The 23,666-nt window shown below is 74.7% G+C and carries 24 protein-coding genes; 16 read left to right on the top strand and 8 right to left on the bottom strand.

What is annotated here, in order from left to right:
• Positions 1-4: 4 nt before the first annotated feature.
• The 4 genes from ACSNN7_RS20025 (at position 5) to ACSNN7_RS20010 (ending at position 5,925) form a co-directional block, all read left to right on the top strand.
• Positions 5-772, top strand: a complete 768-nt coding sequence (locus ACSNN7_RS20025; RefSeq protein ID WP_334450690.1) for a 3-oxoacyl-ACP reductase — start codon at positions 5-7, stop codon at positions 770-772.
• Positions 773-786: 14 nt separating this feature from the next.
• Entirely contained in the window at positions 787-1,479 is a 693-nt protein-coding gene (locus ACSNN7_RS20020; protein ID WP_436682396.1) for a gamma-glutamyl-gamma-aminobutyrate hydrolase family protein, read from the top strand.
• Between the two features lie 48 nt (positions 1,480-1,527).
• Positions 1,528-2,079 (top strand): pyridoxamine 5'-phosphate oxidase family protein, encoded by a 552-nt coding sequence (locus ACSNN7_RS20015; protein ID WP_436682395.1) that lies wholly within the window; start codon positions 1,528-1,530, stop codon positions 2,077-2,079.
• 177 nt (positions 2,080-2,256) lie between these two features.
• Positions 2,257-5,925 (top strand): SpoIIE family protein phosphatase, encoded by a 3,669-nt coding sequence (locus ACSNN7_RS20010; RefSeq protein ID WP_436682394.1) that lies wholly within the window; start codon positions 2,257-2,259, stop codon positions 5,923-5,925.
• Positions 5,926-5,953: 28 nt separating this feature from the next.
• On the opposite strand, the gene ACSNN7_RS20005 is transcribed toward ACSNN7_RS20010, so the two are convergent.
• Positions 5,954-6,268, bottom strand: a complete 315-nt coding sequence (locus tag ACSNN7_RS20005; protein ID WP_436682392.1) for an STAS domain-containing protein — start codon at positions 6,266-6,268, stop codon at positions 5,954-5,956.
• Between the two features lie 95 nt (positions 6,269-6,363).
• Between ACSNN7_RS20005 and map the strand changes: the two genes are divergently transcribed.
• Together map and ACSNN7_RS19995 are read left to right on the top strand one after the other, a co-directional pair.
• Positions 6,364-7,221, top strand: a complete 858-nt coding sequence (gene map / locus ACSNN7_RS20000) for a type I methionyl aminopeptidase (RefSeq protein WP_334450684.1) — start codon at positions 6,364-6,366, stop codon at positions 7,219-7,221.
• The gene (locus ACSNN7_RS19995) at positions 7,218-7,934 is read left to right on the top strand and encodes a VIT1/CCC1 transporter family protein (RefSeq protein ID WP_436682391.1); all 717 of its coding nucleotides are present in this window, start codon (positions 7,218-7,220) and stop codon (positions 7,932-7,934) included. The genes map and ACSNN7_RS19995 overlap by 4 nt, the downstream gene beginning before the upstream one ends.
• 70 nt (positions 7,935-8,004) lie before the next feature.
• Here ACSNN7_RS19995 and ACSNN7_RS19990 read toward each other — a convergent pair whose 3' ends face one another.
• From ACSNN7_RS19990 to ACSNN7_RS19960, 7 genes are all read right to left on the bottom strand, one after another.
• Positions 8,005-8,742, bottom strand: a complete 738-nt coding sequence (locus ACSNN7_RS19990) for a nucleotidyltransferase domain-containing protein (RefSeq protein WP_436682390.1) — start codon at positions 8,740-8,742, stop codon at positions 8,005-8,007.
• A gap of 88 nt (positions 8,743-8,830) precedes the next feature.
• On the bottom strand, positions 8,831-9,322 hold the full coding sequence (locus ACSNN7_RS19985) for a nitroreductase family deazaflavin-dependent oxidoreductase (protein ID WP_436682388.1): 492 nt from the start codon (positions 9,320-9,322) through the stop codon (positions 8,831-8,833).
• A gap of 52 nt (positions 9,323-9,374) precedes the next feature.
• Entirely contained in the window at positions 9,375-12,104 is a 2,730-nt protein-coding gene (locus tag ACSNN7_RS19980; protein WP_436682386.1) for an FtsX-like permease family protein, read from the bottom strand.
• Between the two features lie 11 nt (positions 12,105-12,115).
• On the bottom strand, positions 12,116-12,850 hold the full coding sequence (locus ACSNN7_RS19975; RefSeq protein WP_436682384.1) for an ABC transporter ATP-binding protein: 735 nt from the start codon (positions 12,848-12,850) through the stop codon (positions 12,116-12,118).
• A 31-nt stretch (positions 12,851-12,881) separates the two neighbouring features.
• The gene (locus ACSNN7_RS19970; RefSeq protein WP_436682382.1) at positions 12,882-13,466 is read right to left on the bottom strand and encodes a PadR family transcriptional regulator; all 585 of its coding nucleotides are present in this window, start codon (positions 13,464-13,466) and stop codon (positions 12,882-12,884) included.
• A 58-nt stretch (positions 13,467-13,524) separates the two neighbouring features.
• On the bottom strand, positions 13,525-13,974 hold the full coding sequence (locus ACSNN7_RS19965; protein WP_436682381.1) for a ferritin-like domain-containing protein: 450 nt from the start codon (positions 13,972-13,974) through the stop codon (positions 13,525-13,527).
• Positions 13,971-14,420 carry a hypothetical protein gene (locus tag ACSNN7_RS19960; protein ID WP_436682379.1) on the bottom strand — a complete coding sequence of 150 codons (450 nt, stop codon included), beginning with the start codon at positions 14,418-14,420 and terminating at the stop codon, positions 13,971-13,973. The genes ACSNN7_RS19965 and ACSNN7_RS19960 overlap by 4 nt, the downstream gene beginning before the upstream one ends.
• Before the next feature lie 231 nt (positions 14,421-14,651).
• Here ACSNN7_RS19960 and rimP point away from each other — a divergent pair, with 231 nt between their 5' ends.
• The 10 genes from rimP to ACSNN7_RS19910 all read left to right on the top strand — a co-directional run bounded on the left by rimP (position 14,652) and on the right by ACSNN7_RS19910 (position 23,549).
• Positions 14,652-15,338, top strand: a complete 687-nt coding sequence (rimP, locus tag ACSNN7_RS19955; RefSeq protein WP_436682377.1) for a ribosome maturation factor RimP — start codon at positions 14,652-14,654, stop codon at positions 15,336-15,338.
• The gene (gene nusA, locus ACSNN7_RS19950) at positions 15,335-16,378 is read left to right on the top strand and encodes a transcription termination factor NusA (protein ID WP_436682376.1); all 1,044 of its coding nucleotides are present in this window, start codon (positions 15,335-15,337) and stop codon (positions 16,376-16,378) included. Before rimP ends, nusA begins: the two co-directional genes overlap by 4 nt.
• Before the next feature lie 16 nt (positions 16,379-16,394).
• Entirely contained in the window at positions 16,395-16,727 is a 333-nt protein-coding gene (locus tag ACSNN7_RS19945) for a YlxR family protein (protein ID WP_334450666.1), read from the top strand.
• A gap of 93 nt (positions 16,728-16,820) precedes the next feature.
• Positions 16,821-19,823 carry a translation initiation factor IF-2 gene (infB, locus tag ACSNN7_RS19940; protein WP_436682374.1) on the top strand — a complete coding sequence of 1,001 codons (3,003 nt, stop codon included), beginning with the start codon at positions 16,821-16,823 and terminating at the stop codon, positions 19,821-19,823.
• A gap of 88 nt (positions 19,824-19,911) precedes the next feature.
• The gene (locus ACSNN7_RS19935; RefSeq protein ID WP_334450665.1) at positions 19,912-20,205 is read left to right on the top strand and encodes a DUF503 domain-containing protein; all 294 of its coding nucleotides are present in this window, start codon (positions 19,912-19,914) and stop codon (positions 20,203-20,205) included.
• Positions 20,206-20,348: 143 nt separating this feature from the next.
• A complete protein-coding gene (gene rbfA / locus ACSNN7_RS19930) occupies positions 20,349-20,831 on the top strand; it encodes a 30S ribosome-binding factor RbfA (protein WP_334450664.1) in 483 nt (160 codons plus the stop codon).
• A gap of 26 nt (positions 20,832-20,857) precedes the next feature.
• Positions 20,858-21,889 carry a DHH family phosphoesterase gene (locus ACSNN7_RS19925; protein WP_436682402.1) on the top strand — a complete coding sequence of 344 codons (1,032 nt, stop codon included), beginning with the start codon at positions 20,858-20,860 and terminating at the stop codon, positions 21,887-21,889.
• A 66-nt stretch (positions 21,890-21,955) separates the two neighbouring features.
• Positions 21,956-22,363: a hypothetical protein gene (locus tag ACSNN7_RS19920; protein ID WP_436682372.1), complete on the top strand. Its 408-nt coding sequence runs from the start codon at positions 21,956-21,958 to the stop codon at positions 22,361-22,363.
• The gene (locus tag ACSNN7_RS19915; RefSeq protein WP_436682401.1) at positions 22,363-22,572 is read left to right on the top strand and encodes a DUF6186 family protein; all 210 of its coding nucleotides are present in this window, start codon (positions 22,363-22,365) and stop codon (positions 22,570-22,572) included. Before ACSNN7_RS19920 ends, ACSNN7_RS19915 begins: the two co-directional genes overlap by 1 nt.
• 464 nt (positions 22,573-23,036) lie before the next feature.
• Positions 23,037-23,549: an AAA family ATPase gene (locus tag ACSNN7_RS19910; protein ID WP_436682370.1), complete on the top strand. Its 513-nt coding sequence runs from the start codon at positions 23,037-23,039 to the stop codon at positions 23,547-23,549.
• Positions 23,550-23,666 lie beyond the last annotated feature (117 nt).

Raw genomic sequence — 23,666 nt, 5'->3', positions numbered from 1 at the left:
GAGCGTGCAGGGACGACTTCAGGACCGGGTGGCCGTGGTGACCGGGGCGGGCAGCGGGATCGGGCTGGCCACCGTGCGGCGCTTCGCCGCCGAGGGGGCGCGGGTGGTCTGCGCCGACATCGATCCCGAGGCCGGCAAGCGGGCGGCCGACGAGGTCGGCGGCGAGTTCGTCGCCTGCGACGTGGCCGACGAGGCGTCCGTCCGGGAACTCTTCGACGGCGTGGTGCAGCGGCACGGCCGGGTGGACGTGGCCTTCAACAACGCGGGCATCTCCCCGCCCGACGACGACTCGATCCTGGAGACCGGCCTGGACGCCTGGGAGCGGGTGCTGCGGGTCAACACCACCAGCGTCTACCTCTGCTGCAAGTACGTCATTCCGCACATGCGCCGGCAGGGCAAGGGCTCGATCATCAACACCGCCTCCTTCGTCGCGCTGATGGGGGCGGCCACCTCGCAGATCGCGTACACGGCGAGCAAGGGCGGGGTGCTGGCGATGACCCGGGAGCTGGGGGTGCAGTTCGCCCGGGAGGGGATCCGGGTCAACGCGCTCTGCCCCGGCCCGGTCGCCACCCCGCTGCTGCTGGAGCTCTTCGCCGCCGACCCGGAGCGGGCCGCCCGCCGACTGGTGCACGTGCCGATGGGGCGGTTCGGCGCCCCGGAGGAGATCGCCGCCGCGGTCGCCTTCCTGGCCAGCGACGACGCGTCCTTCATGACCGCGGCGCAGTTCGTGGTGGACGGCGGCATCACCGGCGCCTACGTCACGCCCCTGTGAACTTGCGCGGCCCGGTGGGCCGTCCGTTGATCGGGATCAGCGCGTACGTGGAGCCGGCCGGCTGGGCGGTGTGGCGGGACGTGCCGGCGACGCTGGTGCCGCAGGCGTACGTGCGGGCGGTGGGCGCGGCCGGCGGCCGGGCCGTGGTGCTGCCCCCCGACGACGTGGACGCCGACGTGATTCGGGTGCTCGACGGGCTGGTGCTGGCCGGTGGGGCCGACGTCGGCCCGGAGCGGTACGGCCGGGCGCCCGACCCGCGTACCGAGCCCCGGCCGGACCGGGACGCCGGCGAGCTGGCGCTGCTCGCCGGGGCGCTCGCCGTCGACCTGCCGGTGCTGGGCATCTGCCGGGGCATGCAGCTGCTGGCGGTCGCGCACGGCGGGGCGCTGCACCAGCACCTGCCGGACCTCGTCGGCCACGACCGGCACCGCCCGGCCCCGGGCCGCTACGGCGCGCACCCCGTCCGGTTCGCGCCCGGCAGCCTGGCCGGGACGGTGATGGCCGGGGTGGACCGGGTCAACTCCTACCACCACCAGGGGGTCGCCGACCCGGGGCGGCTGGTCGCCACCGGCTGGGCCGACGACGGGGTCGTCGAGGCGATCGAGGACCCGCAACGGCGGTTCCTGCTCGGCGTGCAGTGGCACCCGGAGAACGAGGCCGACCCGCGTCCGATCACCGCCCTGGTCCGCGCCGCCCGGTCCACCTGACGGGAACGGGCATCCCATCCTTCGGCCACCGGTGCGAGGATGGCCGGCATGGGGAAGGTGTATCCGGAAATCGACGGGCGGCTGCGGGACTTCATCGAGGCACAGCCGGTCTTCTTCGTGGCCTCCGCCCCGTCCGGCCCCGACGGGCACGTCAACGTCTCGCCCAAGGGGATGCGCGGCACCTTCCTCGTCGTCGATCCGCTGACCGTGGCCTGGCTGGACTACCACGGCAGCGGCGCGGAGACGATCGCGCACCTGCGGCAGAACGGCCGGGTCACCGTCATGTTCTGCGCCTTCACCGGCCCACCCAAGATCGTCAGGCTGCACGGGCGCGGCGTCACCACCCCGCTCACCGATCCGGGCTTCCCGTCGCTGCTCGCCGGCTTTCCTGATCCGCCCGACCCGCACGCCGTGCGGAGTGTGGTCACCGTCACCGTCGAGCGGGTCAGCGATTCCTGCGGTTACGGGGTGCCGCTGATGGACTACCGCGGCGAGCGCGACCTGCTGATCGAGTGGGGTTCCCGCCGCACCGAGGAGGACCTGGCGGCCTACCGGAGCAGGAAGAACGCCGCCAGCATCGACGGCCTCCCGATCTTCTGACCGGCCGGCCCCGACCCGCCGGCGAGCGGTGTCCGGCCGGCGACGGCAGGATGAGACCCAGGTAACCAGCGTCGGTGGGTATCCATGCGTTACGTTGCTCGTCCGCCTGGGTAGGAGGCGGGGCGCGGCCGGTGAACGCCGAGGCGTCACGGGGCACGGCCGGAGCGGGAGGGGTGCATGAGCTCGGCCCAGGTGGGCAAGGGCGAGCGGAACTCGTCGGGCCGGCCCGGCGACGGCTGCCTCCCTCCACAGCTCGCCGAGGCGTTCGCCGCCGGTGGCGAGATGGGGCGGAGGCTGGCCGGGTACGACTGGTCCCGCACCCCGCTCGGCACCCCCGACACCTGGCCGCCGGCGTTGTGCCACGCGGTCAGCATGATGCTCGCCTCCCGCGCCCAGATCGCGATGTTCTGGGGTCCGGACCACCGCACCTTCTACAACGACGCCTACCTGCCCACCATCGGCATCAAGCACCCGGGCGTGATCGGGCAGCCGGCGAGCGAGCACTGGGTGGAGACCTGGGACGTGCTCGGCCCGGTGCTGGACGGCGTGCTGCGCACCGGCGAGCCGTACCACGGCAAGGACCACCCGTTCGTCATCGACCGGCAGGGCTTCGTCGAGAAGGTCTACTTCGACGTCTCGTACGACCCGATCCGCGAGGCCGACGGGCGGGTCAACGGCGTCTTCTGCTTCGTCAACGAGACCACCGGCCGGGTGCTCGGCGAGCGCCGGCTGCGGGCCCTGGCCGAGCTGGGCTCCCGGCTCGGCGAGGCGCGCAGCGTGCCGGAGGTGGGCAGGATCGCCGCCGAGGTGCTCGACGGGTACCGGGCCGACATCCCCTTCGCCCGGATCCGGCTCTACGACGACACCGGGCAGCTCGCCCTCGCCGGATGCAGCGGCAGCGACGCGGCGAGCGTCCCCGCCGAGCCGTCGCCGGTGCTGCTCGGCGTCGCCGAGGACGGCGTCGCCGCCGAGATCGACGTGGCCGACCTGCTCGGCGTGGTGCCGCCCGAGGCCGCCGACCGGGCCCTGGCGCTGCCGCTGACCGCCACCAACGAGCCGGCCGGGGTGCTGGTCGTCGGGGTCTCCCGGCAGCTCCTCCTCGGCGACGAGTACCGCGACTTCTTCGGCCTGGTCGCCGCGCAGATCTCCCGCGCCGTCGGGCAGCAGCGGGCGTACGAGCAGGAGCGGGCCCGCGCCGCCGAGCTGGCCGCGTTGGACCGAGCCAAGACCAACTTCTTCGCCAACGTCAGCCACGAGTTCCGCACCCCGCTGACGCTGGTCCTCGGGCCGCTGGAGGACCTGCTCGCCGACGCGGCGCTCCCGCCGGCGTACATCGACCGGCTGACCGTGATGCACCGCAACGCGCTGCGCCTGCTCAAGCTGGTCAACACCGTGCTCGACTTCTCCCGGCTGGAGTCGGGCCGGCTGGCCGCCCACTACCAGCCCACCGACCTGGCCGACTACACCTCCCGGCTGGCCAGCACCTTCCGCTCCGCCACCGCGCGGGCCGGGCTGCGCCTGGTGGTCGACTGTCCACCGCTGCCCGGGCCGGTCTTCGTCGACCGCGACATGTGGGAGAAGATCGTCCTCAACCTGCTGTCGAACGCGTTGAAGTTCACCTTCGACGGCGAGATCCGGGTGCGGATCCGCGCGGTCGGCGGCGCCGCCCGGCTGGAGGTCAGCGACACCGGTGTCGGCATCGTCGCCGCGGAGCTGCCGCACGTCTTCGAGCGGTTCCACCGGGTGCCGGGGGTGCGCTCGCGTACCCACGAGGGCACCGGGATCGGCCTGGCGCTGGTCCGCGAGCTGGTCGAGATGCACGGCGGCACGGTGGTGGTCAGCAGCCGCCTGGACGAGGGCAGCACCTTCACGGTGACCGTTCCGTTCGGTCACGGGCACCTGCCCGCAGACCGGGTGACCAGCGGCGCGCCGGCCCCACTGGCCGAGCCGCAGCAGGCCGCGCTCTACGTCGCGGAGACCGCCATCTGGAGCGACGACGGCGACGTCGCGCTCCCGCCCCAGCCGGCCGGGCAGGCGGTGAACGGGCGGGCCGGGCGGATCCTGCTCGCCGACGACAACGCCGACCTGCGCGAACACGTCACCCGGCTGCTCGGCCCGTCGTACGAGGTGGTGGCGGTACCGGACGGCGTGGCGGCGCTCGAACAGGCCGTGGCCGGCTCCTTCGACCTGGTGCTCTCCGACGTGATGATGCCCCGGCTGGATGGCTTCGGCCTGGTCCGGGCGCTGCGGGCGAACCCGGGGACCCGGCACGTGCCGATCGTGCTGCTCTCCGCCCGGGCCGGTTCCGCCGAGGCGGTCGCCGGGCTTGCCGTCGGCGCCGACGACTACCTGACCAAGCCCTTCTCCGGGCAGGAGCTGACCGCCCGGGTCCGCGCCAACGTCGAGCTGGGCCAGTTGCGCGGGCAGATCATCCGTCGGCTCCGGGCGCTGGCCGACGCGGCGGTGGCGGTCAACACCGCCCGCTCCACCGGCGAGGTGGTGCAGGTGGCCGCCCGGCACGCGCTCGGACTCGCCGAGGCGGCCCGGGTGCTCGTCACCACCGCCGGCGCCCGCTTCGAGGTCGACGGCGGCGGGGACGTCCCGGCCGAGCCGTCCCACCTGCTGCCGCTGACCGGCACCACCGGCGCGCAGCTGGGCGAGCTGCGGGTGTGGCACCGCGACGGCGACGGCACCGAACAGGCCGCGCTCACCGAACTGGCCCGCCTGGTCGGGGTACGCCTGGAGAACGCCCAGCTCTACGAGACCGAGCACCGCATCGCCACCACCCTGCAGCACAGCCTGCTGCCCCGGACGCTGCCCCAGCTGCCCGGCGCGGTGGTGGCCAGCCGCTACCTGCCCGGCAGCGCCGACGTGGAGGTCGGCGGCGACTGGTACGACGTGATCGGGATCGCCGACGACGAGCTGGTGCTGGTCATCGGCGACGTGGTCGGCAAGGGCGTCCAGGCCGCCGCGGCCATGGGCCAGCTGCGCAACGGGCTGCGGGCGTACCTGCTGGAGGGGTACGACCCCGGGCAGTCGCTGACCCGGTTGAACCGGCTGGTCGGCTCGACCGAGCACCAGTCGTTCGCCACCGTGGTGTGCCTCTGGTTCTCCCCGCGCACCGGCCGGCTGCGGTACGCCAGCGCCGGCCATCCGTCCCCCCTGCTGATCCGAGGAGACGACGTGGCGTTCCTGCACGAGGGGGCGCTCGGCCCGCCCATCGGCGCCATCGCCGGCACCACCTACCGGACGGTCGAGGGCGAACTCGCCCCCGGCGGTCGGCTGCTGCTCTACACCGACGGGCTGATCGAGGACCGGCAGGTCGACATCGACGAGGCGCTGGCCCAGCTCCGCCGGGACGCCGCCGTCCGGGGCGAACACGTCGCCGACCTGGTCGACGCCGTGGTGGAGCGGGTCGCCGAGCGGACCCGGCGCGACGACGTCGCGGTGCTCGCGCTGGAGGCCGCCGAACTCGACCGGTTCGCGCTGCGGCTGCCGGCCGACCCGACCCGGCTCAGCGTGCTGCGCAAGCGGCTGGAGGATTTCCTGCTCGCCCACCAGGTCGGCGAGACCGACCTGTTCGACCTGACCGTGGCGGTCTCCGAGGCCGCCGCGAACGCGATCGAGCATCCGGTGGCGCCCGCCGACGCGACGATCGAGGTCGAGGTGACCATCGCCGACCGGACGGTGGTGGCCACCGTGCGCGACAGCGGCCAGTGGCGCGAGTCGACGGGAGCGGGCTTCCGCGGCCGGGGGCTGGCGCTGATCCAGGCGCTGGGCGAGCTGTCGGTGCGCCGTACCCCGGACGGGACGGAAGTGCGGCTGACCCGGCGGCTGCGCGACTGAGCCCGGCCCCCGCGCACCCGGCGCGGGGTCACTCCCGGCGCAGCCAGTCCTGTTCGCCGAGGCCGGAGATCTCCAGCACCCGGGCGACCTGCCGCGACGGCAGCACGGCCAGCCGGTCGGGGACGCGCTGGGCGAGCTGCACGACGGCGTGGATGGCGGCCGAGTCGAAGAACGTCACCGCCCGCAGGTCCAGCGTGACCCGCGCGGCGGGCTCCCGCAGGGCGGTCTGCAGCATGGTGTCGGCGGTGGCCATGTCCACCTCGCCGGTCACCACGACGTGGAGGTGATCTCCGTCGAGCTCCGCGCTCGCGGAGAACACGGGAGGTACGCCCCCTTGATCCACGCAGCCACAATGGCACAGCCGTATGCGCACGGCAACAACCCGCACAGCCGGGCCGTGGCCGGGGTCACCACGCGGCCCGGCGATAGGCTGTCGCCATGACCGTCCGTGCGCCGCTGACCCCAGGCACGCTCTCCCCGTGGCGAGCGGTTCCTGGCCACATCGTCCGTCCGGAGTACGTGGGCAAGAAGCGTCCGCAGCAGTGGCGTGGCTCGCACGTGCAGACCCCGGAGACCATCGAGAAGATGCGGGTCGCCGGCCGGCTCGCCGCCCAGGCGACCCAGCTCGCCGGCGAGCACTGCAAGCCCGGGGTGACCACCGACGAGATCGACCGGGTGGTGCACGAGTTCCTGGTCGACCACGGCGCCTACCCGTCGACCCTGGGCTACAAGGGCTTCCCGAAGTCCTGCTGCACCAGCCTCAACGAGGTGATCTGCCACGGCATCCCCGACTCGACGGTGCTCCAGGACGGCGACATCATCAACGTCGACGTCACGGCGTACCTCGACGGGGTGCACGGCGACACCGACGCAACCTTCTGCGTCGGGGAGGTCAGCGAGGAGGCCCGGCTGCTGGTCGAGCGCACCCACGAGGCGATGATGCGCGGCATCAAGGCGGTCCGGCCGGGCCGGCAGATCAACGTGATCGGCCGGGTCATCGAGTCGTACGCCAAGCGGTTCGGCTACGGGGTGGTGCGCGACTTCACCGGGCACGGCATCGGCGAGGCGTTCCACAGCGGCCTCTACGTGCCGCACTACGACAGCCCGCGCCCCACCGACATCATGGAACCGGGGATGACCTTCACCGTCGAGCCGATGATCACCCTCGGCACCTACCAGTACGACATGTGGGACGACGGCTGGACGGTGGTCACCAAGGACCGCAAGTGGACCGCCCAGTTCGAGCACACCATCGTCGTCACCGACGACGGCTACGAGATCCTCACCCTGCCGTGACGGAGACCCCGGCGGCGCTGCGCGAGGCGCACCACGCGGACGTCTCGGGCGGCTGGCTGCGGCCGGCCGTCTTCGGCGCGATGGACGGGCTGGTCACCAACATCGCCCTGATCGCGGGCGTCGGCGGGGGTGGCGTCTCGCCGCGCAGCATCGTGCTCACCGGCGCGGCCGGCCTGGTCGCCGGCGCGATCTCGATGGGGCTGGGGGAGTACACCAGCGTCCGCTCCGCCAACGAGCAGGTCGCCGCCGAGGTCGCCAAGGAGCGCCGCGAGCTGGAGCGGCATCCGGAGGCGGAGGCCCGCGAGCTGGCCGACGCGTGGGTCGCCCGGGGCCTGCCCCGCGACCTCGCCACGCAGGTCGCCGAGGCGGTCCGGCGCAACCCGGAGGAGGCGCTGCGGATGCACGTCCGCGAGGAGTTGGGCGTCGACCCCGACGAGCAGCCCAGCCCCTGGTCGGCGGCGATCTCGTCGTTCCTCTGCTTCTCCGTCGGGGCGCTGGTCCCGCTGCTGACCTACCTGCTCGGCTTCACCAGCCTCTGGCTGGCGCTCGGCGTCGGCGGGGTGGGGCTCTTCGTGGCCGGGGCGCTCGTCGCCCGGTTCACCTACCGCCCCTGGTGGACCAGCGGCCTGCGCCAACTGCTGCTCGGCGCCGCCGCCGCCGGCGCCACCTACCTCGTCGGCACCCTCATCGGCATCCAATCCAACATCGCCTGACCGCGGGCCCCCGGGCCTTCATCGCGCTCTTTCCGTGAAAGAGCGCGTGCAGGAACAGGGGCGGGGTGGGTCAGCCGGTGAGGAGGTCGTCGACGGTGCCGTCGACCGGGCGCCCGCGGGCGGCCAGTTCGTCGGCCTGCCGGCGCAGGACCGTGCCGACCTCGGTCATGTCGGCGCCGGCCAGCCCGGTGCGGCGTACCGCGTCGCCCGGGTCGCGGAAGTAGGTGCGGGTGAGCAGGCCGGTCACCGTCGCCGCGGCCAGCCGCGCCTCACCGAGCATCAGCAGCGCCTGGTCGGTCTCGTACCACTCGGCGAGCCGGGCCGCCCGGGCGTGCGCCGCGCAGCCCCGGTACCAGGCCTGCCGGGCGGCGGTGCTGAACTCCGCCGGCCGGGCCCGGGCCAGCCGGCCGAGGTGCTCGTCGCGCAGGGTGCGCAGCCAGCCGGTCGGGTCGTACAGCGCGGTGGTGGTGACGTACCGGTCGGCGGTCAACGGCCAGAGCGCGGTCAGCGCCCGGGCCTGCCGCAGGTACTCCTCTGCGCCGACCACCGTGAGATCGACCAGCACGCCGTCCACCCGCCGGGTCGACGGCTCCGGGCCGGCCCCCGGCCGGTAGGTGGCGAGCAGCAGGCCGACCTCGCGGTCCCCGCCGCCGTCGTCGTCGCCGTGCGCGAGCGGGCCGTGCACCGCCACCGCGAGGATGTCCGCCGGGAACCGCCGCCGGGCCGCCTCGGCCACCCGCTCGGCGACCCTCCACCGTGGATCGTCCAGGTGCTCCTCAGTGCCGATCTCGGTGCTGCCGACGCCCACCGGGTACCACCTCCGTCACGGTCCGCGCACCGTCGGTACACCGCACCCTAGTCAGCGCCGGCCGCCGCGCCGGGCCGCCGCGCCCGGGTCAGGCCGGGGCGTCGCCGACCGGCCCGCCGGTCGGCACCAGCCGGAAGATGCGGATCTCCCGGTCGCCGGCCCGCTCGACGTACGTCCGGTACGCCGGCCACTCGGTGACCAGCAGCCGCCACAGCCGGTCCCGTTCGCCGCCGGTGGCCACCTCGGCGCGGACCGCGACCCGACGCCCCTTCAGGTCCACCTCGGCGGCCGGATCGGCGAGCAGGTTCATCGCCCAGCCCGGCTGGTGCTGCTGCCCCCAGTTCGACCCGATCACCACGTACGCGTCGCCGTCCGGCACGTACAGCAGGGGGTTGCTGCGGGGCTTGCCGGAGCGGCGGCCGGTGGTGGTGATGACCAGCGAGGGGATCAGCCCGAGCGCGACCACCCGGCCCCGGGTGAGCCGTCCGACCATCCGGTCGGCGGGGACGAGCAGGCGCATGGTGGCCCCGAACCAGGCGTGGTGACCGAGTCGGCGAGTGAGGGTTCCCAGAACGGACACGCCGCCAGTCTGCCGGGTCGGCGGGTCCGGCAACACCCCCGGAGGGCCGCGCTCAGTCCAGCCGTCGCTCCACCGCCAGCCGGGACCGGGTGAGCAGGCCCGCGCCGAGCATCGCCACCAGCGGCACCACCACCAGCACCCCGAGGGTCAGCCAGGGCACCACGACCGGGTACGGGGGCTGCACCGGCCAATCGGCGGCGTACTGGCGGTTGATCGAGGTCAGGATGATCACCGCCGAGCCGAGCCCGGCGACGATGCCCAGCACCGAGCCGAGACCGGCGATCAGCCCGGCCTGGCAGAGCGAGAGCACCCGGCGGAGCGCGGGACTGGCGCCGACGGCGGCGAGGGTGGACAGGTCCCGGCGGCCCTCCGCGGCGGCGAGTCCGGTGGCCACCCCGGCCGCGCCCAGGGTGATCACGCCGGAGCCGAGCGCCAGCAGGAGCAGCAGCGGCCGCTGGTCCGACGCCGGCGGTCCCGATTCCGCCTGGACCAGCACCGGCGCCAGCGGCCGCAGCTCGGCGGCGAGGCGCCGCTGCTGGGCGGCGCTCGGCGCGTCGTCGGTCTCCACCGCCCAGCCGAGGTGTTCGACGGCCAGGCCGAGCCGCGCCGCCGTCGGCGCGGAGAGCACCAGCCGGTCGACCGGCAGGCCACCGCGCAGCACGTACCCGGGAACGGTCGCGGTGGTGGTCACCGGCGGATCGGCACCGTCGGTGGTCCGGTCGACCGTCAGGGCCACGGTGCCGTCGACCAGGTAGCGCGGATCGGTCACCACCGCGCCGCCGGCCCGCAGCACCGCCGTCGCCCGGGCCACCTCGTCCGCCGGGGCGTCGGTGAGCGCCGGCAGGGCCGCCCCGTCGTCCACCACCGCCGGCAGGTACATCCCCTCGGGGCTCTGCGTCGGCCGCGTGCAGCGGGGGTCGGCCAGGGCGCGCTGCCGGAGCGCGGCCGACCGGAACACCTCCGCCTCGAACGGGCAGACCCGTTCGGGCGGCAGCATCGCGGCGACGCTGCAGTAGTCCTGGGAGGGCCCGGACGTCGCGCAGACCGGCACGTCGAGCGGGGCGACCGAGTCGGCGGCCAGCACGGCCCGGACCCGGTCGGCGACCGCGGCCACCGGTGGCGGGGCCGCCCCGCCCGGCGGTACGGACCGCAGCAGCAGCACGTGGCCGGGTGGGACGCCGGGCTGCCAGCCGGCGCGGGTGCGCGCGTCGTCGCTGGCGACGTAGGCGCCGAGGGCGACGCTACCGGCGACCGCGGCCATCACCGCGGAGATCGCCGGCCCGGTGGAGGAGCGGTTGCGGCTGGCGTCGCGCAGCGCGATCCGGGGGGCCGGCGGCAGCGCCGGGCCGATCCGGGCGAGCAGCCCGATCAGGGTGGGCGTGGCGAAGACCAGCCCCAGCTCGCCGAGGGTCAGCCCGGCGAGGATCACCGTCGGCCCGGCGAGCTGCGCCCCGAGCGCGGCGATCGCCGACCCGAGGACGGTCAGCGCCACGCCGACAACGAGCCAGCGGCGGCGGTGCGGCGGCACGGTGCGCCGCCCGGCCAGCCCCGCCACCACGTCCTGCCGGGCGGCCGCCCAGGCCGGGGCGAGCGCGGCCAGCACCCCGGCCAGCACCGCGACCGCCGCGATCAGGGCCAGCGCCGCGGGGAAGACCCGGTAGCCGCCCGCGCGGGCGCCGAAGAGGTACTGCTCGACCACCGGCCGGCCGGCGAACGCGGCGGCGACGCCGAGCAGCAGCCCGAGGGCCGCGCCGCCGACGCCCAGCACCACCCCGTCGGCGAGCACGATCCGGCGCAGGTGGGCGGCGTCGCCGCCGGCGACCGCGACCAGGGCGAGGTCCCGGCGCCGCCGGCGTACGCCGACCGCGAACGCCGGCCCGACCAGCAGCACCACCTCCAGCAGGCCGAGCCCGCTGACCAGCACCATCGTGCCGGTCTCCTCGGCGTCCCCGGTGACCGGGATGCGGCTGAGGTCGGGCTCGGCGAGGGTCGCGCCGGGGACCGGGGTCCGCGCGGTGAGCGTGATCCCGCGCGCGTTGAGCCGGTCGGTCAGCGTCGCGTCCACCGGCCCCGGCAGGTCGACCAGCCAGGACTCCTCGGCCGCGCTCGCCGGCGGCGGCGCCCCCTGCGGGTGCAGCGCGACCACCTCGGTCAGGTCGTCGGGGAACTCCACCACGCCGACCACCGTGTAGCCGCGGGAACCGTCGGCGAGGGTGACCTTCCCGCCCACCTCGACCCCGAGGCGGCGCAGCGCGCGAGGGCTGACGGCGATCTCGTCCGGGCCGGCGGGCGCCCGGCCGGCGCGCAGCCGGGCCGTCGACCCGGCGAGCGGGTCGGCCAGGTCGAGCGAGCGGCCGTTGAAGGAGACGAGTTCGTCGTCGACCCGCGCCTCGAACGGCACCCACCAGCGCACCCGGGCGACCCGGCTGCCGGGCGGCAGCAGCGTGACGAGCTCCTCGGCGGTGACCCGGCCGCTGCGCGGCGGGTCGTCTCCCACCGGGTGCGGGCTCTCGCCCCACGGGTCCTGGGTCACCGCGCCGTCGGCGATCCAGCGCAGCTCGACGTCGGCGGCGCCGAGCCGCTGCGCCGCGTGTTCGCCGCGGGTGAGCGCGGACATGTCGTAGCTGACCGCCACGAAGGTCAGCGCCAGCACCGGCAGAGTGATCATCGCCAGTACCAGCGCGGTACGCCGGCGCGCCCGGCCCGCCTCCCGCCGGGCGATCCGCAGCGCGGCCCGCCACGACCCGACCGCCTCGGCGATCCGCTCGCCGCCACGCCGCACCGGCGGCCGCCTCACCGACCGCTGCCGGAGAGCAGCTGCTCGACGCCGCCCAGCGGGGCGGTCGAGTCCACCATCACCCCGTCGCGCAGGAAGACCACCCGGTCGGCCCAACCGGCGTGCCGGGCCTCGTGGGTGACCAGCACGCCGGCGGCCCCCGCGTCGACCCGCCGGCGCAGCAGGTGCAGCACCGCCTCTCCGGTCTGCGAGTCCAGCGCCCCGGTCGGCTCGTCGGCCAGCACCAGCCGCCGCTCGCCCACCAGCGCCCGGGCGATCGCCACCCGCTGCTGCTGACCACCGGACATCTGGTCGGGGAAGCGCCCGCCGAGCCCGGTCAGTCCCACCTCGTCCAGCGCGGCCAGCGCCGCCCGGCGCGCCGCCCGTACGCCCACCCCGTCGAGTTCCAGCGGGAGCGCGACGTTCTCCGCCGCGGTGAGGCTGCCCAGCAGGTTGAGGTCCTGGAAGACGTAGCCGATCCGGCGGCGGCGCAGCCGGGCCAGCTCGCGAGGGTCGAGCGCGCCCAGCGACTGCCCCTCGACCACCACCTCACCGGCGGTGGGGCGGTCCAGGCCGCCGGCCAGGGTCAGCAGGGTGGACTTGCCGGAGCCGGAGGGGCCCATCACGGCGACCAGCTCGCCGGCGTGGACGGTCAGGCTCACCCCGCGCAGCGCGTGCACGGCGGCCTCGCCGCCGCCGTGGGTGCGGTGCACCTCGCGCAGGTCGAGCAGCGGCTCGCCGGCCGCGCTCACCGCACGCCCACCCGGTCGGGCCGGCCGCCGCTCACCGGTGGACCTCCTGGTCGTCGTGCCGCACCGCCCCGGGCCGCCCGGACGGGTCGGCGGGCGGGGCCGGGCGGTACCGGACCAGGCTCGTCTCGCAGTGGTCCAGCCAGCGGATCTCCGCCTCGGCCTGGAACACCATCGCGTCCAGCACCAGCCGCCACGGCAGGTCCTCCGGCCGGTCGCTGGCGTACTTCAACCGGGTCAGCTCCTGCAGGGTGCGCATGGTCGCGCTGCGCTGGGTCTGCACCACGGACCGGACGTCGACGCCCGGGGTGGTCAGCGCCAGGGCCAGCTTGATGGAGAGCTCGTCGCGGGGCCGGTCGGCGCGGCTGATCGGGGTGGCGAACCAGAGCGTCAGGTCCGCCCGCCCGGCGTCGGTGATCTCGTACGGCCGCTGCCCGCCCTCGTGCTCGGGCAGCGAACGGACCAGCCCGTCGCGTTCCAGCCGGTTGAGAGTGGTGTAGACCTGCCCGATGTTCAGCGGCCAGGTCGAGCCGGTCGACTCCTCGAACGCCGCCCGGAGCTGGTAGCCGTACATCTGGCCACGCTCGAGCAGGGCGAGCAGGCCGTGGCGGATGGACATGGCTCCGGAGTATGCATACCTGGTATGCGGACCGCAACCGGAACGGCACTCGCCGCGCTCAGGTGGGCCGGCCGGGGAAGGCCACGGTGACCGGCGACACCCCCGCCGTGCGCCGCCAGCGGGTGGCCCGCAGGGCGCAGTCGGTCAGCGCGTTCAACGCCCGGGTCCGGTCCGCGCCGGTGGTGACCGGCAACGCCGCCCGCCAGAACGCCGCCGTCCGCTCCTCGATCTCCACCGCCAGCCGCAGCGCGCCGGCCCGGTCGGTGACCGGGAAGGGCAACGCGTAGCCGGCCCGGTCCGCCGGGACCTGGGCGCCGCCGGCGCTCAGTTGCAGCACCAGTGCGTCGCGCCGGGCCCGGTGCGCCGCCTCGGCCGCCCGGGCCTGGCGGCGGGCCGCGTCGGTGAGCCGTACCCCGATCGGGCCGTACGCGAAGATCGCCGCGTACTCGGCGGTCAGCGCCGCGGTCAGCGCCTGGCCGGCGTCGGTGGGGGCCTGCCGCCGGGTCACTTCAGCACCTCCACGTGGGTGGCCCGGGCGGCGGCGATCGAGCCGAGCACCGCGGCCCGCTCGGCCGGCGCCGCGGCGCACGCCTTCGCGGCCGACTCCCGGCCGCGCTGTTCGGCCGCCCGCAGCCCGGCGAGCAGCCCGTCCCGGTCGCCGGTCGCCCCGGTGGCGCCCGGGGCGGGGGACCCGCTGGGCGCGGGGCGCCCGATCAGGCGCTGGATCTCCTCGGCGTGCGCGGCGTGCGCGTCGGCGATCGGGGTGAGCCGGTCGGCCAGCCCCGGATCGGCGGCCACGGCGGCCCGGTACCGGGCGGCCAGCTCGCGTGCCTCGCCGGCCAGCGGCTCCAGCGGGTCGGGCGGCGGAACCGGCTCGTCCCGGTCGAGAAGATCACAGCCAGTCAGCGGCAGGGTCGCGCCGCCCGCCGTCAGGAGTGCCCCCGCGCGCAGCACGGCCCGCCGGGTTTGCCCCGGTCCACCGCGGTACGCAGTCGTTCTGCCCGTCGCCACCGGACAAGTCAACACCATCTCCGTCATCAGGTGGGCGACCGGCGTCGGTGCGCCGCCCGGCCCGCCGCCCGACCGGCGCGTTACGCTCTGCGCAGCCACCGGCGCGTTCGCCCCGGTGGCGTGTGGGTATGGCGCGCCACGGGGCCGCCGCACAACAGGAGAAGGGTGCGCCAGATGACGCAGCGTGGCCGTGCCACCAGGCCGACGGGGCCGACGGGGCGACCCCGTCGTACCGACGGCCCCCGGGGCGGCGACCGTGCGGGCGCACCCCGGGGCGGGGACCTCGCCGCCCGGCGCAACCGGCTGCGCGAGGTGATCGAACCCGTCGTCCAGGGCGTCGGGTACGACCTGGAGGACCTGTCAGTGTCCCGGGCCGGCCGGCGGCACGTCGTACGCGTGATCGTGGACGCCGACGGCGGGATCAACCTGGACGCCGTCGCGGACGTCTCCCGGGCGGTCTCGGCGGCGCTGGACGCGGCCGAGGAGGCCGGCGGCGACATCGTGGCCGGCGAGTACCAGCTCGAGGTCAGCTCCCCGGGCGTGGACCGGCCGCTCACCCTGCCCCGGCACTGGCGGCGCAACGTGGGCCGCCTGGTCAAGGTGACCACCCGGGCCGGCGGGGGCCCGTCCGGGCAGCCTGCCGGGGACCGTCAGGTCACCGGCCGGGTGGTGGCGGCCGACGACGAGCGCGTGGTGCTGGAGACCGACTCCGGCCGCGCGGAGCACACGTACGCCGAGCTCGGCCCCGGCCGGGTGCAGGTCGAGTTCAGCCGCCTCGACGAGATCGACGAGGCGGACGAGGCCGACGACGACATTGACGACATCGACGACGAAGATGATGTGGAGGACGAGGAGAGGTGAACATCGACCTCGCGGCGCTGCGCGCACTCGAGCGCGAGCGGGAGATCCCGTTCGACACGATCCTCGCGGCGATCGAGACCGCGCTGCTGACCGCCTACCGGCACACCGACGGTGCCGAGCCGCACGCCCGGGTGGAGATCGACCGTAAGACCGGGGCGGCCCTGGTCTACGCCCAGGAGGTGGACTCCGACGGCACCGTGGTGCGGGAGTGGGACGACACCCCGCACGACTTCGGCCGGATCGCGGCCATGACCGCCAAGCAGGTGATCCTCCAGCGGCTGCGGGAGGCCACCGACGAGGTGCACTTCGGCGAGTACGTGGGCCGCGAGGGCGACCTGGTCACCGGCGTGGTGCAGGCGCACGAGGCGCGGGTCGAGAAGGGCATCGTCAGCGTCGACCTGGGCAAGCTGGAGGGCGTCCTGCCGCAGTCCGAGCAGGTGCCCGGCGAGCGCTACAACCACGGCGAGCGGATCCGCTGTGTCGTGGTGCACGTGGCCAAGGGGATGCGCGGCCCGCAGATCACCCTCTCCCGCTCGCACCCGGGGCTGGTCAAGAAGCTCTTCGCGCTGGAGGTGCCCGAGATCGCCGACGGCACGGTCGAGATCGGCGCGATCGCGCGTGAGGCGGGTCACCGTACGAAGATCGCGGTGCGCTCCACCACGCAGGGCGTCAACGCCAAGGGCGCCTGCATCGGCCCGATGGGTCAGCGGGTGCGCGCGGTGATGAGCGAGCTGCACGGCGAGAAGATCGACATCATCGACTGGTCGGACGACCCGGCGACCTTCGTCGGCAACGCGTTGTCGCCGGCCAAGGCGCTGCGGGTCGAGGTGGTCGACCTGGCCAGCCGGACGGCCCGGGTCACCGTGCCGGACTTCCAGCTCTCGCTGGCGATCGGGCGCGAGGGACAGAATGCCCGGCTTGCCGCCCGACTGACCGGTTGGCGGATCGACATCCGGTCCGACGCGGAGCAGGCCGGCCCGGCCGGTCGGGGCGGAGCTGATCACGTCCCGGAGCCGGGCGGCGCGATCTCGACCAGCTAGGGGTAGACTTCTTCCAGTGGTACGACGCGCGCAGCCGGAGCGCACCTGTGTGGGTTGCCGGAGACGTGCGCCGGCCAGCGAATTGCTGCGGATCGTCGCGGTCGGCGACGAGGCTGGTCACAGCCTCCGGCCTGATCCGGCTCGCAGGCTGCCGGGTCGGGGAGCGAACATGCACCCGGATCCGGCCTGCTTCGCGCTGGCGGTGCGGCGGCGCGCCTTCGGGCGTGCGCTGCGCATCACCGGGGTCCTCGACCACGGCGCCCTTGCGGAGCACCTCGATGCGCCAACCACTACGTCCGGTCAACCCGACCGGGCGAGGGTCGCTAGCAAGGTAGGACGACCGACATGAGCACACGATGAAGTCCCTGAAATGACCAGGCTTCAAGTGCACGAGTGAGGTCGCTGCGGGTACTGCCCGCACGACCTCGGAGTGAGGAGTGCAGTGGCAGGTAAGGCCCGCGTACACGAGCTTGCTAAGGAGCTCGGGGTCGAGAGCAAGACAGTGCTCGCCAAGCTGAAGGAAATGGGCGAGTTCGTGAAGTCCGCGTCCAGCACCGTCGAGGCGCCCGTCGCCCGACGGCTGCGTGGCGCTTTCGTCGCGTCCGCCGGTGGTTCCTCGGCGCCGGCCGCCCCGGCGGCGGCCGCCCCGAGCCCGGCACCGACCCCGACGCCGTCCCCGACCCCGGGTGCCCCCCGGGTCTCGGCCAAGCCGATGCCGCCCCGGCGGCCGGCCGCGCCGACCCCTGGACCGAAGCCCAAGGGCCCGGTCCCCGGCCCGCCGCAGCCGGCGACCCCGGTCGCCAAGCCGGCGAGCGCGCACGACATCGAGGTGGCCGCCGCCGAGGCGCGCGCCGCCGCGCTGAAGGCTGAGCAGGAGGCCGCGGTCAAGGCCGCGCAGGCCGCCCGCCAGCAGCAGCGTGAGAACGTTCGACGGGAGCCCCCGACCGAGGGTGGCCCCCGTCCGGGTCCGCGTCCCGGCCCGAACGCCGTGCCGCCGCGTCCGGGTACCCCGGCCGCCGGTCGTCCCGGTGCGCCGGCCCCGGGCCCGGGTGCCCGGCCGGGCGGTCGTCCGCCGGCGCGTGGCGCCGGTAACAACCCGTTCGGCATCCAGGGCGGACAGCAGCAGCGGCCCCCGGCCGCCGGTGGCCCCCGGCCGAGCCCGGCGGGCATGCCGCCGCGGCCCAGCCCGGCCTCCATGCCGCCCCGTCCCAGCCCGGCTTCCATGCCGAGCCAGCGCCCGACCACGGGTCGCCCCGGCGGCCCCGGTGCCGGTCGTGGCGGTCCCGGCGGCGGTGCCGGTCGTCCCGGTGGCGGTGGCGGCGGCTTCCGCGGCGGCCCCGGTGGCGGTGGCGGCGGTGGCGGCTTCCGTGGCGGTCCCGGTGGTGGCGCCGGCGGTGGCGGTGGCTACCGCGGCGGCCCCGGTGGCGGCGGTGGCGCTCCGGGCGGCGGTTTCCGTCCGGGTGCTCCGGCCGGCGGTGGCGGTCGTCCCGGTGCCGGTGGTCGTGGTCGTGGCGGCGGCGCCGCGGGTGCCTTCGGGCGTCCGGGTGGTCGGCCGACCCGCGGTCGCAAGTCGAAGAAGCAGCGCAGACAGGAGTTCGACAACCTGTCGGCTCCGACCATGAGCTCGGGTGCTCCCCGGGGTCAGGGTCAGGTCGTCCGGCTCTCCCGTGGCGCCTCGCTGTCGGACTTCGCCGACAAGATCAACGCCAACCCGGGTTCGCTGGTCCAGGAGATGTTCAACCTGGGCGAGATGGTCACGGCGACCCAGTCCTGCTCTGACGAGACCCTGCTGCTGCTGGGTGAGCACCTCGGCTTCGACGTGCAGATTGTCAGCCCGGAGGACGAGGATCGCGAGCTGCTCGCGCAGTTCAACATCGACCTCGACGCCGAGGTCGCGGAGGACCGCCTGGTCAGCCGTGCGCCGGTGGTGACCGTCATGGGTCACGTCGACCACGGTAAGACCAAGCTGCTCGACGCGATCCGCAAGGCGAACGTCGTGGCCGGCGAGGCCGGTGGCATCACCCAGCACATCGGTGCCTACCAGGTCCACGTCCCGCACGAGGGCGAGGACCGCGCGGTGACCTTCATCGACACCCCGGGTCACGAGGCGTTCACCGCCATGCGTGCCCGTGGTGCCCAGGTGACGGACATCGTGGTGCTGGTGGTCGCGGCCGACGACGGCGTGATGCCGCAGACGATCGAGGCGCTCAACCACGCCAAGGCGGCGGACGTGCCGATCGTGGTGGCGGTCAACAAGGTCGACAAGCCGGAGGCGAACCCGGACAAGGTCCGCCAGCAGCTGACCGAGTACGGCCTGGTCGCCGAGGAGTACGGCGGCGACACCATGTTCGTCAACGTGGCGGCGAAGCCGGGTATCGGCATCGACGACCTGCTCGAGGCGGTCCTGCTGACCGCCGACGCGTCGCTGGAGCTGACCGCTCCGATCGACGGGCCGGCGCAGGGTGTGGCCATCGAGGCGCACCTGGACAAGGGTCGCGGTGCGGTGGCGACGGTGCTGGTGCAGAAGGGCACCCTGCGGGCGGGCGACTCCATCGTCGCCGGTGGGGCGCACGGCCGGGTCCGGGCGATGCTCGACGAGAACGGCAACCAGGTCGCCGAGGCGGGTCCGGCTCGTCCGGTGCTGGTCCTCGGTCTGACCGCGGTGCCGGGCGCCGGCGACACCTTCCTCGCCGCGGCGGACGACCGCACGGTGCGGCAGATCGCCGAGCAGCGGCAGGCACGGCGGCGGGCGGCGTCCTTCGCCAACTCGCGCGGCCGGGCCACCCTCGAGACGCTCATGGAGCAGCTCAAGGAGGGCGAGAAGACCTCGCTCAACCTGGTGCTCAAGGGCGACGTCTCCGGTTCCGTGGAGGCCCTCGAGGACGCGCTGTTCAACCTCGACATCCCGGAGGAGGTCCAGCTCAGGATCATCCACCGGGGCGTGGGTGCGATCACCGAGAGCGACGTCATGCTCGCGAGCGCCTCGTCCGAGGCGGTCACGATCATCGGCTTCAACGTGCGGGCCGCCAACAAGGTCCGCGAGATCGCCGACCGCGAGGGCGTGGAGATCCGGTACTACACGGTCATCTACCAGGCCATCGAGGAGATCGACGCCGCGCTCAAGGGGCTGCTCAAGCCGGAGTACGAGGAGGTCGAGCTGGGCTCCGCGGAGATCCGCGACGTCTTCCGCTCGTCCAAGGTCGGCAACATCTCCGGCTGTATCGTCCGGTCCGGCATCATCCGCCGCAACGCCAAGGCGCGGTTGCTGCGGGACGGGGCGGTCGTGGCGGACAACCTCACGATCAGCTCGCTCAAGCGGTTCAAGGACGACGCGACGGAGGTCCGCGAGGGCTTCGAGTGTGGTCTGACGCTGGCCGGTTTCAACAACGTCCAGGTCGGCGACATCATCGAGACCTTCGAGATGCGGGAGAAGCCGCGCGCCTGATCCGGTGCTGACACAGTGATCAAGGGGTTTACGCCGTCCGGCGTAAACCCCTTGATCATGTCGGAGGGTGTCCGTATCGTCCGAAGCGATGTACACGGGAACCGCGGTCTTCGACCTGCTGCTGCCGGGCGACTCACGGTCGCTCAAGGCCAAGAGATCCTATGTCCGGCCCATCGTGGCGGCGTTGCGCCGCTTCGAGGTGTCGGTCGCCGAGGTGGGCGCGCTCGACCTGCACGGCCGGGCCGAGATCGGGGTGGCCGTGGTGGCCGCCGAGGCGTCCCACGTCCGCGAGGTGCTCGACTCCTGCGAGCGCCTGGTGGCCGGCCGCCCCGAGGCGGAGCTGCTCTCGGTGCGCCGCCGGTTGCACGGCGAGGACGACTGATTCCGCCGGTGGCCGTCACCACCGGCGGTGCCGCGCGACCGGCCGGGCGGCGCGGGTAGTGTTCGAGGTGTTGGGCGGTCGGTCCCGGCGGTGCCCCGCGCCGTCGTACCGGCCGGGAGCAGAACGCCCTGGAGGTGGGGGAGATGACGGATCCGGCCAAGGTACGCCGGCACGCGGAGCGCATTCGCGAACTGGTCGCGTCGGTGGTGCGGAGCCAGATCAAGGACCCCCGGCTCGGGATGATCACCATCACCGACGCCCGGATCACCGCCGACCTGCGCGACGCCACGGTCTTCTACACGGTGCTCGGTGACGCGGCCGCGCAGGCCAGCACCGCCGCCGCGCTGGAGAGCGCCAAGGGCATGCTGCGCAGCACCGTCGGCAAGGCGCTCGGCCTGCGCCACTCGCCGACCCTGACCTTCGTCCTCGACGACGTGCAGGACCAGGTCAAGCACATCGACGACCTGCTCGCCGCGGCCCGCCAGTCCGACGCCGAGGTGCAGCGGCTGGCGGCCCAGGCCAAGTACGCGGGCGAGGCCCAGCCGTACCGGACCGAGGACGACGACGAGGACGAGGACGCCGAGGACGACGACGAGGGCACCCCGTCGGCCACGGACCGGCGGTGACCGGCACCCCGGGCGCGGCCGGCGACCTGCTCACCGGGCCGGTGCTCACCGGCCCGGACGAGTCCGACTGGGTCGCCGCCGTCGCGGCGGTACGCGAGCTGCCGGCCGACGCCCGGGTGCTGCTGATCTGTCACGTCAACCCGGACGGCGACGCGCTGGGCAGCATGCTCGGCTTCGGGCTCGGGCTGCGCCGGCTCGGCGTACGGCACCTCCAGGCGACCTTTCCCGGGCCGCCCGAGGTGCCCGAGCCGTTCCGCTGGCTGCCGGGGCTCGACCTGCTGGTGCCGGAGTCCGGGGCGTACCCGGATCCGGATCTGGTGGTCTGCTTCGACGCGGCGAGCGAGTCCCGGCTCGGTGAGCTGGTCGACCGCCTCGACACCGCCGGCGAGGCGCTGGTCCTCGACCACCACGCCTCGAACACCCGGTTCGGTCGGGTGCACCTGGTGGACCCGGCGGCGGCGGCCACCTCGGTCGTCGTCGACGAACTGCTCACCCGGCTCGACGTGCCGCTGGACGCGCAGATCGCCCAGTGCCTCTACGTCGCGCTGACCACCGACACCGGGTCGTTCCGGTTCGCGGCCACCACCCCCGCGGTGCACGAGCTGGCGGCGCGGCTGCTGGCCACCGGCATCGACCCGGGCGACATCTCCCGCCGGGTCTTCGACACCCGGCCGTTCGGCGCGGTCCGGCTCTTCGGCGAGGTGCTGGGCCGGGCCCGGCTGGAGCCGTCCGCCGCGGCGGGCCACGGGCTGGTCTGGACGTACGCCACCCAGGACGACCTGGCCCGGCACGACCAGCGGCCGTACGTGCTGGAGGCGCTGATCGACTCGGTGCGGTGCACCGCCGAGGCCGACGTGGCCTGCGTGCTCAAGCAGGTGGGCCCGGCCGAGTGGGCCGTCTCGATGCGCAGCAAGGGCGCGGTCGACGTGAGCGCGGTCGCGGTGGCGCTGGGCGGCGGCGGGCACCGGTTCGCCGCCGGATTCACCGGTACGGGGAGCGCCGAGGACGTGGCGGACTCCATCCGGGCGGAGCTGGACGGCGCGCTGATCGTCGGCTGATCTCCGCCGGCGCTCCCGCTGAGTGTTGGTCTTCCCGCGCTGGGTGAGCGCGGGGAGAATCGGAGGATGGAGCAGCCCCCCGAGCTCACCGTCGACCTGCCGCGCGTCTGGGACCGTCCGGTGGTCACGGTGCCGGTGCTGGCCTGTCTCTCCCTGGTCGGTGGGCAGTTGCCGTCCTTCTCCACCCAGGCGAACCTGTGGACCCTGGGCACCGGCGGCGCGCTCATCTGGCTGGGGCTGGGCAACCGGGTGCCCCGCCGGCCTGCGCCGCGCCGGCTCGGACCCGGCGCCGTGTGGTGGGTGCTGCCGGCGGGCGTCTTCGGCGTCTTCGAGGCGGCGACGTTCGTGGTCTCCGCCGGTAGCGAGTTCCCCACCTTCTCTCGGCTGGCGGACCCGCTGCTCGCCGACGAGCTGGTCCGCTCGGCCGCCTGGTTCGGCTGGCTGGCCGCCTTCTGGGGGCTGGTCCGGCGATGATGCGTACCGTCGCCATCGCCGGCTTCCTGGCCGCCCTGCTGCTCTTCGCGGCCGTCGAGTGGGCCGCCCGCCGCCCGGGTTCGCGGGTGCCGTCGCTCGGCGACGTCTGCGCGTACGTGATGCGGTACGAGGTCGGGCCGGTGCCGGTGGGCCGGATCGGGGTGTTCGGCTTCTGGTGGTGGCTGGGTTGGCACTTCCTGGCCCGGTGAGCACGCCAGTTCCGTCCAGATGGCGGGAACTGTGGGCAGCATGTGGAACTGAACGTTAACTTGGGAAACGACCCCGCGCCGCGTCGCGACGCAGGTCGTGGGCGGTGGTGCCACACCCGGTGCCGCCTCCCTCCAGGGTCAGACCGACCCGGGCTCACGCTGCCAGGCGAGCCGCTCCGGTGATCCCGGACCGCCGCCCGGCGCTCAGCAGGACCGCCCGTAGGGCCGCCGTCTCCCCGGTGGTCCGCACCCTGGAAGGGAACTCCCATGCCGACCAAGCCCAAGCCCGAGACCACCGACGAGGCGCGCGAGCAGATGCGGCGCGCGCTGCAGACCTCGATGGACACCCGTCAGTGACGCTGCCCGACCGGCGGTGACGCCGCCGACGTTCCGCGTCGACGACGTCACCGCCCCTCGGCCCTCCGGGGCCTGAAACCGGCGTCCCCTCTCGGTACCGTCCTGCGATGCGCCGCATCCTGGTCGTCGGCAGTTCGGGCGCCGGCAAGAGCACGCTCGCCCGCGCGGTCGCCCGCCGGCTCGACCTGCCGCTGATCCACCTCGACCGGCACTACTGGCGCCCCGGCTGGATCCCCGCCGACGAGGCGGCCTTCCGGGCCGAGGTCGCGGCGCTCGCCGCCGGCGAGCGCTGGGTGATGGACGGCAACTACGCCGCCACCCTCGATCTCCGCCTGCCCCGCGCCGACCTGCTGGTGCTGGTCGATCTGCCCTGGCCGCTCTGCCTCGCCCGGGTCGTCCGCCGCCGCTGGGACCGCCGCGCCGCCGACCGCCCCGACCTGCCCGCCGGTTGCCCCGAACGGCTCGACCTGGGCTTCCTGCACTACATCTGGCGCTACCCCGGCCGGTCCCGGCCCCGGGTCTTCGCCGCGGTCGCCGCCCACGCGCCCGGGCTGCCGGTCGTCCGGCTGCGTAGCCGCCGCGAGGTCAGTCGCTGGCTCGCCACCCTGCCGCTCAGCTGAGCCATCGGACCTTCCGGGCCGCACCCGCCCGGGCCGCTGCCCGTCCCTGCCCTGCCCCGCCCCTCGCCCCCGGTTCGCGGCGTGTCGGGGTGTCGCGGCTCGGGCATACCCCGACAC

It is taken from the genome of Micromonospora sp. URMC 105, assembly GCF_051386295.1.
In the GTDB taxonomy this organism is placed as follows: domain Bacteria; phylum Actinomycetota; class Actinomycetes; order Mycobacteriales; family Micromonosporaceae; genus Micromonospora.
The sequence above is the reverse complement of the archived record's forward strand: the minus strand, read 5'-3'. Positions and strand labels throughout refer to the sequence as shown.

Bases quoted from the DNA above. Each gene is read 5' to 3' on its own strand.
- ACSNN7_RS20015 (WP_436682395.1), top strand. From the start codon at position 1,528: ATGGGGAAGGTGTATCCGGAAATCGACGGGCGGCTGCGGGACTTCATC.
- ACSNN7_RS20010 (WP_436682394.1), top strand. From the start codon at position 2,257: ATGAGCTCGGCCCAGGTGGGCAAGGGCGAGCGGAACTCGTCGGGCCGG.
- map (WP_334450684.1), top strand. From the start codon at position 6,364: ATGACCGTCCGTGCGCCGCTGACCCCAGGCACGCTCTCCCCGTGGCGA.
- ACSNN7_RS19970 (WP_436682382.1), bottom strand. From the start codon at position 13,466: ATGTCCATCCGCCACGGCCTGCTCGCCCTGCTCGAGCGTGGCCAGATG.
- rimP (WP_436682377.1), top strand. From the start codon at position 14,652: ATGACGCAGCGTGGCCGTGCCACCAGGCCGACGGGGCCGACGGGGCGA.
- ACSNN7_RS19935 (WP_334450665.1), top strand. From the start codon at position 19,912: ATGTACACGGGAACCGCGGTCTTCGACCTGCTGCTGCCGGGCGACTCA.
- rbfA (WP_334450664.1), top strand. From the start codon at position 20,349: ATGACGGATCCGGCCAAGGTACGCCGGCACGCGGAGCGCATTCGCGAA.
- ACSNN7_RS19920 (WP_436682372.1), top strand. From the start codon at position 21,956: ATGGAGCAGCCCCCCGAGCTCACCGTCGACCTGCCGCGCGTCTGGGAC.
- ACSNN7_RS19915 (WP_436682401.1), top strand. From the start codon at position 22,363: ATGCGTACCGTCGCCATCGCCGGCTTCCTGGCCGCCCTGCTGCTCTTC.
- ACSNN7_RS19910 (WP_436682370.1), top strand. From the start codon at position 23,037: ATGCGCCGCATCCTGGTCGTCGGCAGTTCGGGCGCCGGCAAGAGCACG.